Raw genomic sequence first — 9,332 nt, 5'->3', positions numbered from 1 at the left:
AAGAACCGGTCAACCAACGGCTCCACAATGGCCTTCGAACGCAGAAACAACGGCTCCTCAGCCATCTGCTCCCCACCTCTCTTCGAGATCCAACGAGAGGCGAAACACGCGCCCCGGGCGCGCATGGGCGCTCTCCAGGGACAGGATGACTCGAGTGCGTGTGGATGATCAATGTTTGGGATGGCGTGAATGCGTCGAGCAGTCGTCTTTCGCTCCGTTTCGCGCTGTTCGGCTACGAGGTGAGGTTGCCTCCCAGCCGGTACGAGTGTTCAACTGCCGGGAGGCGTCGGTCGAATCCAGAATTTCGCCGCCAATTCCGCACGCCGGAGCCGAAACCTGGCGATCAACTGAGGTTCCGCGTCACTTGAACGGCGCCGGAACGCCGACCCCTCCCCTCCCCGCCCGCCGGGGCGGCGTACATCTCAAGGATGACGGCCGCGGACGGATACATCGGTGGAGGGAGGTGCCGCCGTCGTCCCACCTTCTAGATTGCTGTTATGACCACCGCCCAGGTGCCGCGCGACGCGCAGTATCTGTAGGCGTTCGGCCCGGAGCCGGCCCGTGAGTCCTGGTGTCCCCCGTCACCGCTCTCACGGGCCGGCGCCCTGGGCGTCGTGCCCGTACGGCGAGCGCCGACCAGTCGGCGCGGACTGGTCCGGGCTGACCGGACCGGTCAGTGCGCGGTGAAGAACGAGTATCGCCGCGTTCACGGCCTCGGGACGCTCCAGGTTCCCGAGGTGCCCGCTGCCGGGGATCTCCACGAAGTCACCGCCGGGGATGGCCTCGGCGACTGCTTGCGCTACGCGTTACGGCGAACGAGACCGCCCGCACCGTGGACGGGGACGTCAGTATTCCGCAGAGGCCGGTCGGCATCCGCGCGTAGGCGCGGTCGACATGGATGGGGGGAGTAGCCGTGTCCGACGGCTGCCCGAGCGCCGGGTCGAGCGGGAACGAGGTGCTGGAGGGGGCCCGCACGCCTTACCCGCGGCCGGCTCCAGGGCCGTGACAGACATGAGCAGCTGATGTACCAGCTATTCAACGGTGTGAAACACATTGAGCAAGTCCACGTCCGCCCATCCGATGTGGCGGGCACCGAGGCAGTCGCAGGTCCCACCTTCGCCGGTGCGCCCGGAAATCCCCTCCGCATTGTGACCGTTGCGATCGGGCAGATTCGTCCTGGGGACTCCCCAGGTCGCAGGGAACGGACGTCGGTCACGTAGCCAGGCTGGCGGAACTCGACGTCCCGCTGCCCCCGATTCTCGTCAACCGCCGCACGATGCGCGTGATCGACGGAACACGCCCTGCGCCGTCGAGTCGAATGTGAAGCACGTTCTTCGGCTGTTGCACGGTGACCGGCACGGGGTCGCGGAGCGGATCATCCGCTCCCACCCCAGAGCTCGGACCGGGCCATCGCGCGGTCCGCAGTCTCGGGGCGCGGACCGTGCCAAACATCCTGCGGCAGATGGCCGGCCCGGGGCGGCAGCCGGTCGCCCGTGTCGGACTCGACGGCAAGGTCCGCCGGTTGAACAGTGCGTGGTGTCCTCGCACTGCGGCTCCCTGACCGTCGACCCAGCGCGCCAGCGCGCCGAGACGTTGATGGAGATCGCACGGGAACTGGACGAGGGAGCGCCGTCCGTCAGCGACAGGCGGCCAGCTAGCGGCCCTCACCGGGAGCCGACCCGCTCAGCCCTGCGGACGCGCTGTCCGCAGGGCTGAGCAGTGGTCCCGACAGCGTGGGGTCGAATCCTACTCGGGGCACACACAGAACGAGCAGGGCCCGGGGCCCGGTCGGGCGTCAGCGCCGACGGGCCCTGCTTCGCGTCCACCGTCTGTTCGCCGCCATTCTCCCGAGTGATGAACCCGTATTCCCGGTGGCCCGAGCCCTGCCCGAATTGGTGCGTCAAAGCACCGGCAGACACGTTCAGATTGAGAAGGGGCCGGAAATGCAGGGCGGAGCGGGCCGTGCGACCGAACGGAAAAGTCGACTGCACGGCAGGCGAATTCCGGCCATGGGATGGTTTCTGGCCCGTAGTCCTGAGGAGGTACATCCCTGGCGTGATGACAGTTCGACTGTGTGATCAATAGCCTCATCGGCGAGAACGTACGACATTCGTCCGGGCACGGAAGGAAGTACCTGCCATGGCCTCTTGGCCCAGCGGAAACCGCCTGCGCCGCGCTGCACTCATCGCATTGGTGATGGTGTCCGTGGCTGCTCCGGTGTCCGGCGCCGCCCGGCCCGCGGACGTACCCGCCCCGGTTCCGGCCACCTCTGGCTCCGTCCCCGTCGCGAGCGCGCAGGCCCTCTCCGAGCGATATGCCGCCACCCGCGCGGACATCGGCGCCGCCGAGCGGGCGGCCACCGCACACGGTGACGGCAAGAGGGCCGCGGCTCTGCGCGACTTCCGCGCCCCCGGGCGCCAGGTGCTCACCTTCGACGGCCGCGACGGGGGCCGCGTCGTCGAGGTCTTCGGGGACCTGTCGACCGCCGACAGGATCGCGGTGATGGTCCCGGGCGCCGGGATCAGCGTGGACAACTACTGGCGTCTGCGTAGTGGCAGCACGTCCTTGCAGCGCGCCTCGGGTGACCGGACCGCCGTCGTCGCCTGGCTCGGCTACCAGACCCCCACCACGGTGAGCCTGGCTTCGGTGACTTCGGGACGGGCGGAGGAAGCCGCCTCCGGGCTCACCTCGTTCCTCAGGGGCCTCGGTGCCAGCAAGCCCGCGGCCCGGACCACCCTCGTCTGCCACTCCTACGGCAGCGTCGTCTGTGCCCGCGCCGCTTCCGGGGCGCAGGTCGCCGACATCGTCCTCTACGGAAGCCCCGGCACGGGCTTCGACGATGTTGCCGGCCTGCACACCGGCGCCGTCGTCTGGGCCGGGCGCGGCAGCACCGACTGGATCCGAAACGTGCCGCACTACAAGGTCGGACTGGGTCCGCTCGCCGTGGGCTTCGGGACGGACCCGATCGCCCCGGAGTTCGGCGCGCGCATCTTCGACGCGGGCGACAGCGGCCACAGCGACTACCTGAAACCACGCTCCCCGTCCCTGCGGAACATTGCCCGGATCGTCACGAGCCAGCCCGCACCCGACAAGCACCCGGGAGGAAGCAGTGCGTGACCTCGTTCGCCGGATCGACGCCGCCACGCCGGCGGACAGGGACCGCGCCGTTGACGCGCTGCGAGCCTTCGCCATTCTGGGGGTGGTCCTGGGCCACTGGACGGTTTCCGCGCTGGTCGCCGACAGCGGCACCCTGCGTAGCGCCAGCCCGCTCCTCTACATGCCTGAACTCACCCCGCTCTCCTGGGTGTTCCAGACCTTGGCGGTCTTCTTCCTGGTCGGCGGTCTGGTGGGAGCGCGGAGCTACGCCTCCGCCCGGGCCAAGGGCATCGGCTACGGGCGATGGCTCGGCACCCGGTTGGCCAGACTGTTCCGGCCCGTCGCCGTGGTGCTGGCGGTGTGGACCGTCGCCGTGGTCATGATGCTCACCGCCGGAGTGGACGACCGGACCCTGCACACGCTGTGCAAGCTGGTGCTGTCCCCGCTCTGGTTCCTGCTGGTCTTCGCCGTGCTGACAGCTCTGACCCCGCTCGCGACGCGGCTGCACCCGTGGTGGCCGTTCGCCGTCGTGCTGCACGTCGACGTGATCCGGTTCGGGCTGGACGGGCCCGAGTGGCTCAACTCGGTGAACGTGCTGGCCGGGTGGCTCGTCCCCTACTGCCTGGGGGCCGCCTGGGCGCGAGGAGCGGTGCGCAGCCGGGTGACGCAATGGATGCTGCTGCTCGGTGGCGCTGCCGCCTGTGCGGGGCTGGTCGTGTGGGCCGGATATCCCGCCGCCATGGTCGGTGTCCCGGGGCACGCCGTCTCCAACCTGGACCCGCCCAACCTGGCTACCGTCACCTTCGGTGCCGCCCAGTGCGGTGCGGCCCTCCTGCTGCTCGGTCCGCTGCGCAGGATGCTCGCCCGGCCCGGGGCCTGGGCCGCTGTGGCCATGGTCAACCTGTCCGCGATGACTATCTTCCTGTGGCACCAAACATCGATGATGGCAGTGACCGCCATCGGCTTCCTCGCCGGAGTCCCCCTGCCCGGACTGCACACGGTGCCCGATAACCCGGGCTGGGTTCTCGCGCGGCTGGCCTGGCTGCCTGCGTTCGCGACGGCCCTGCTCGTCTGCTGGACCGCGTTCCGTACGTACGAGCAGGCCAGGCTGCGCGGCAGCAGCCGGGTGGTGCGCCAGAGCCGGCCGACGACGGCGGAGGCTGCGGATGGTCGTACGAGGCGGACCATATGACAATGAAAGGGCCTTCGATGGGCGGCAGCTCAACTCCTCCGGCGGATCCGTCTGGACCGGTCCGTGGCGGCCGCCCCCAACAGGGGATACGGGTGTCCGCGGTCGCGAGTGGGCTGCGCTGGGCCTCGTCGCGCTTCCCGTTCGTCGAGGACGAAGTCGAGGGCCTGCGCCCCTTCGTGCCGCCGGGCGCGGTCTGCCTCGACATCGGGGCCGAGTACGGCCTCTACACCTGGGTCCTGTCGGACCTCGTCGGGCCGACCGGTGCCGTGTACAGCGTCGAGCCGCTCCCCGGTCCCGCCAAGTGGCTGCGCACCGTGACCGGAGCACTCGGCTGCCGCAACGTCACCGTGCACCGCACCGCTCTGGGCGAGCGCGCACAGGAGGGCACGATGAGCCTGCCGCGGCGGCGCCTGCTCCCCGTCCACGGACGCGCCTACCTCACCGAGGGCGCTTCCGGACCGGGCCCCAACCGTGAGTTCCCCCGAGCCGTTCCGGTGGCCACGCCGGTGCGGACGGTGGACGGCCTGTGCCACCACATGCGGCTGGACCGCGTCGACTTCATCAAGGCCGATGTCGAGGGGGCCGAGGGGGCCGTTCTGTCAGGCGCCCGAAGCACCCTGCTGCGCCACCGGCCCTCCCTGCTGCTGGAGATCGAGGACCGCCACCTCGCGAAGTACGACGTAAAGTCGGCCGATCTCGTCAGCCGCCTGGCCCTTCTCGACTACACCATGCATCGCTGGCGCAGCGGTGTTTGGGACCAGGTCTCCGAAGTGACGGATGACTGCCGGAACTACCTCTTCACCGTCCGTCCGATCACCTCGAACTGAAGGAACCTGCACTGCCATGGGCTCCACCCTTGTCATCACCAACGACTTCCCGCCTCGCCAAGGGGGAATCGAGACCTTCGTCCATGCCATGGCCACGCGGGTGCCGGACGACAATGTCGTTGTCTACACTTCCCACGAGCCGGGCGACACCGCCTACGACAGCAGCCTTCCGTTCCCCGTGGTACGGGATACCAGCCGCATGCTGCTCCCGACCGCCCGCGTCACGAAGAGGGCCGTCGAGATAGCCCGGGCGCACGGATGCGACCGGGTCTGGTTCGGGGCGGCAGCACCGCTCGCACTGATGGCGCCCTCCCTACGCGACAGCGGCATACGACGCATCGTGGCAACCACGCACGGGCATGAGATCTGGTGGGCGAAGGTACCTGGCGCCCGCCGGATGATGCGCCGGATAGGTGACGGCGTGGACGTCGTCACCTACCTCGGCAACTACACGCGCGCCCGCATCGCACCCGCCCTCGGACCGCGCGCCGAGCTGAGCCGGCTCGTCCCGGCTGTGGACGCGGAGGTGTACCGCCCCGACGCCGTGGCCGGGGCCGCCCTCCGCGCCGAACTGGGCCTGGAGGGCAAGCGCGTCATCCTGTGTGTGGCCCGACTGGTGGCGCGCAAGGGGCAGGACCGGCTGATCGAGGCCATGCCGCTGATCCGCCGCCAGGTGCCCGACGCCGTCCTGCTGGTCGTGGGCCAGGGCCCTGACGAGGAACGCCTGCGGGGGCTCGCCGAGCGTCACGGCGCCGACGCCGTGCGGTTCGTCGGCGGCAAGCGCCACACCGAGACCCCGGCGTTCTACGCGGCCGCGGACGTCTTTGCGATGCCCTGCCGGACGCGCAAGGGCGGCCTGGAGGCGGAGGGTCTCGGCATCGTCTTCCTGGAGGCGGCCGCCAGCGGCCTGGCCGTCGTCGTCGGTGACTCCGGCGGAGCTCCGGACACCGTGCTCGACGGGCGTACGGGCCGGGTGGTGGACGGTACCGACTCCAAGGTGGTCGCCGCCACGCTGACCCAGCTGCTGCTCGACCCGGGACGGGCGGCGCAGATGGGTGCCGCGGGCCGCCGGTGGGTGCAGGAGTCGTGGTCCTGGGACGAGTCGGCACGTCACCTGATGCAGCTGCTGGACCCGGAGCGCGAGCCGCTGTCCGTGCGCGGACAAGCGTAGGGGCAGGATCGCGGGAAGCCGGCCCGACTCCCGCTGAGAGCCGGGGCGGCTTTGTCATACCTGCCTCAGGTGAGTGCCGTCCCGGTGGAAGGGATGGTACTCACCACCGGGCGTTGAGGGGCGAGGGCGGCCTCATATCGTTTTCCGCCTGATCCGCGGCGCGGTGCGGGATCGGCTGTCGGATCGCAGCCCGTCCGGCCCTTGTCCGGGTCCCGGACCGGTCTGCGTGTGTCAGCGCGAAGGCCAAGTGCGCCCGGGAAAGCAGGGGTACGCGACGAAGCGCGTCGGGTATCCGGACTGTGGACACCCGACGCGCCGTTGTACGCCAGGACCTATCCTCTAGCTTCGGCCCCTGGGGCAAGGCTTTGCGTATCTCTGGGAATAGTCAGTGAACCAGTGGGCAGTTTGGTACGTGTGAGGGTGGGATGGAGGTGGTTGGAGCCGGCGCATATCAGTAGGTCGCTCTCTGAGGGACGGCTCGATCGCGCTCGTCCAGATGCTGCGCGAACTCCAGCCAGGTGGCGGCATATTGGCGCGCCAAGCTCCCCACCAGCTCCCCGCAGTGTGGCGGTACCGCTTCGGTCAGCTGGTACCACTCCGCCGATGCGTTCTGTTGCAGGATTCGCAGGAGGTGTCGTCCTTCCTCCTTGAGGCGCATGGAGGGGTCTCGCAAGAGCTTGTTGAGCACCACAGCGGGATCCGGTGCAGGCGTCCGTGCCCTGCGGTTGGGCTGCATGCGGCCGCCCTGCGCGGGCATCCTGACGGCTGCGTCTGCTACGGCGCCGGCACCTGCCCGTGACTCGGTGGAGTGTGTGACTTCTGGTGTGCCTTGGTCGGCATGAGGCCGTACGGCTGCCGGCAGTTCGCCGGACTGGATGCGCTTGCGTACATCGCTCACCGTAGCGGGCGATATCTTCGCGAGCCGGGCCACTTCACGCAACGAGGCGTGCGGATTCTCGGCCATGAGTTCCGCCGCACGCCATCGGCCATCAACGTTGTTCAGTGGACGGGCTCGCCCGTCGCGTCCGATCCGAACGCTCAACTGCGGCAGGTCGTCACTTGAACGGCGCCTGATTGTCGCTATGGCTTTGGCTCCCAGGCCCGAGGCCCGGGCGATGGCCCGATCGGACATGTGTGGATGTGACGCGATGATCCGGGATGCGGCGGCGCGCCGATCGGCTTGGGAAAGCGGGAGGCCGTGGGCGATGTTGGCCCGGACCGCCAGAAGGAAGGAGTCTGCGGGGCTTCCTTCGAAGAATTCGACGTCGATGCTGGTCTGGCCGCGGACCAAGGCAGCCATGAGCCGGTGCATGCCGTCGATGACGCGCATGTCGGACCGGCGGACGAGGATCGGGGGGAGGGGGGCGTCGACCTCGGCCAGGCGAGCCACATGCTCCTGGTCCAGCCCTTCCGAGCGGGGAGATTCACCCGGCAGGAGCGTTGCGATCGTAACGGAGACGATCGTGCGGGCGGGCACCTCGTAGGGCGCCGGCGCGGCGGCCGACGAGAAGGGTGGTGCGGTGGACCGTGACACCGCTGTACCAGGGCCGGGCCTATATGAGTCAGGTAGTAGCACTTTGGATTCACCCCGTGTGTAGGAAATACCGCTGGTCGAGCGACCGGCCCCCTTCGCCTCTTGGGCGGGGGCGCGGTGGGTGGTGCGCCGGCTGCAGATGGCCGTGAGGTGCTGAAGGCCCGGGCACAGGGTCTCTGCACCGTCAGCCCGCACCTCAGCCACATCCTCACTGTCTGGAAACACCGCCGGCCCACCGGTCCTGATGGCGCGACACGCACTGATGCTAATGATCTCCAGCGGATTGCGACCGTCCGTATTCAGCCAGTCGACCAGCCTGATGGTGTACGGCAGGACCTCGCGCTTATGTTCATATCTCGCCGTGATGCTGTCGAGACCTTCAAAACACACGATGGCGGGGCGGGTGCCTTGCGGGCGCCGGTGAGGTCCTGAGCGATGTCGTAGCGACCGGTTCCGGCTAAGTGCCTTGGGAGTACGGCAGTTTGGACTTGCAGAAGTGCTCGACTTGTGCACTGCAAGTGGCCACGGCACCCCTGGTCGCGCCGCGTGGGTCTTCACCGTTGCCTCACTGAGCGTCGGGCCCAGCGCCGGCTCGGCATCGGAAAGACCCCCGCCCATGAGCGTCAGCACCTCACTCTCGCGCGGGGTCAGGACGGCCGGGTCCCGGTCGAGGGCGGGGGTTTCGGGGCTCGGTTCCATGGCGCTGTCTCCGGCATAGCGCCCCATCAGGCGACGGGTGATGGGGGGCGACGCATCACTGGCACTGACCAGGCGAATGGCGGTGGGCAGGAACTCAGAGGTGACGTCCTTGAGGGAGGAAGCCGCTGGCGCCGACCGCGAGGGCCGTCCGCCAGGACGACATCGGACCGCAGCCGCCGACGGCTGCGACCGTATCGATTCAGCGGCGAAGGCAACCTTCAGGGCGGACCGGGCCGCCACCGCGCCGATCGCGGTGCCGAGGACGGCAGCGCCTCCATCAGCATGAGCCCGTGGCTGATCGTCGTGTGCCTGCTGGGGTGTCTGCCCTTGTGGCGATGCTCCCGGCACTGCGGGGTGCATCGGCTGCCCCGCGGCCCAGGCCAAATGTCGCCGAATTCTACCGAAGGGACGACCAGGACCTCATCTACAGCCTTGTCAAGGGGTACTGGCCTACCGAAGCGGGTGAGATCGCGGCCGGGCCGGCCCTTCTCGACCTAGCACGGGCTCAAGATGGGCGACCTGGGCGATCCGGTCCGGCAACATCGGGACGTGGACGTCCCGAGCGCGAGGAGCGGATCGCGCTGGCCTTTGCCCCTGCTCAAAACGGGCAGTTCCTGGAGTGGGCGCCGCGCGGCCGCGTCACCACCGAGGCGCTCTTCGATACGGTTGCGATGACCCACCACATGGAGTGCGTCGCGATCCTGGAGCCGATCCGCGACGACGCCTAATGGGAGCTACGGAACCGGGGAATGCTCGGTTCCGTAGCCGCCGGTAGGTGAGCACTTTCGACGCCGGAGCCTTCGAGCTCTGAGG

7 protein-coding genes are annotated in these 9,332 nt (G+C 69.1%); 5 read left to right on the top strand and 2 right to left on the bottom strand.

Translation table 11 applies throughout. The annotated features are described in order from the left end of the window. Positions 1–590: 590 nt before the first annotated feature. Positions 591–761 (bottom strand): hypothetical protein, encoded by a 171-nt coding sequence (locus ABTY04_RS39330; protein WP_352218237.1) that lies wholly within the window; start codon positions 759–761, stop codon positions 591–593. A 1,378-nt stretch (positions 762–2,139) separates the two neighbouring features. On the opposite strand from ABTY04_RS39330, the gene ABTY04_RS39325 reads away from it, so the two are divergent. The 4 genes from ABTY04_RS39325 (at position 2,140) to ABTY04_RS39310 (ending at position 6,286) form a co-directional block, all read left to right on the top strand. Next, the gene (locus ABTY04_RS39325) at positions 2,140–3,117 is read left to right on the top strand and encodes an alpha/beta hydrolase (protein WP_352218236.1); all 978 of its coding nucleotides are present in this window, start codon (positions 2,140–2,142) and stop codon (positions 3,115–3,117) included. Further along, positions 3,110–4,288, top strand: coding sequence for an acyltransferase family protein (locus tag ABTY04_RS39320; RefSeq protein ID WP_352218235.1), 1,179 nt, complete (start codon positions 3,110–3,112; stop codon positions 4,286–4,288). The genes ABTY04_RS39325 and ABTY04_RS39320 overlap by 8 nt, the downstream gene beginning before the upstream one ends. A gap of 92 nt (positions 4,289–4,380) precedes the next feature. Beyond that, on the top strand, positions 4,381–5,115 hold the full coding sequence (locus ABTY04_RS39315; RefSeq protein WP_352218234.1) for an FkbM family methyltransferase: 735 nt from the start codon (positions 4,381–4,383) through the stop codon (positions 5,113–5,115). 16 nt (positions 5,116–5,131) lie between these two features. Continuing rightward, positions 5,132–6,286: a glycosyltransferase family 4 protein gene (locus ABTY04_RS39310; protein WP_352218233.1), complete on the top strand. Its 1,155-nt coding sequence runs from the start codon at positions 5,132–5,134 to the stop codon at positions 6,284–6,286. A 451-nt stretch (positions 6,287–6,737) separates the two neighbouring features. Here the strand turns inward: ABTY04_RS39310 and ABTY04_RS39305 are convergent, their stop codons facing one another. Continuing rightward, positions 6,738–7,820: a ParB/RepB/Spo0J family partition protein gene (locus ABTY04_RS39305; protein ID WP_352218232.1), complete on the bottom strand. Its 1,083-nt coding sequence runs from the start codon at positions 7,818–7,820 to the stop codon at positions 6,738–6,740. Between the two features lie 989 nt (positions 7,821–8,809). Between ABTY04_RS39305 and ABTY04_RS39300 the strand changes: the two genes are divergently transcribed. After that, on the top strand, positions 8,810–9,247 hold the full coding sequence (locus tag ABTY04_RS39300; RefSeq protein WP_352218231.1) for a hypothetical protein: 438 nt from the start codon (positions 8,810–8,812) through the stop codon (positions 9,245–9,247). The last annotated feature ends 85 nt before the right edge of the window (positions 9,248–9,332 follow it).

It is taken from the genome of Streptomyces sp. NPDC097981 (assembly GCF_040302565.1).
Taxonomy (GTDB): domain Bacteria; phylum Actinomycetota; class Actinomycetes; order Streptomycetales; family Streptomycetaceae; genus Streptomyces.
The sequence above is the reverse complement of the archived record's forward strand: the minus strand, read 5'-3'. Positions and strand labels throughout refer to the sequence as shown.

Bases quoted from the DNA above. Each gene is read 5' to 3' on its own strand.
- ABTY04_RS39325 (WP_352218236.1), top strand. From the start codon at position 2,140: ATGGCCTCTTGGCCCAGCGGAAACCGCCTGCGCCGCGCTGCACTCATC.
- ABTY04_RS39310 (WP_352218233.1), top strand. From the start codon at position 5,132: ATGGGCTCCACCCTTGTCATCACCAACGACTTCCCGCCTCGCCAAGGG.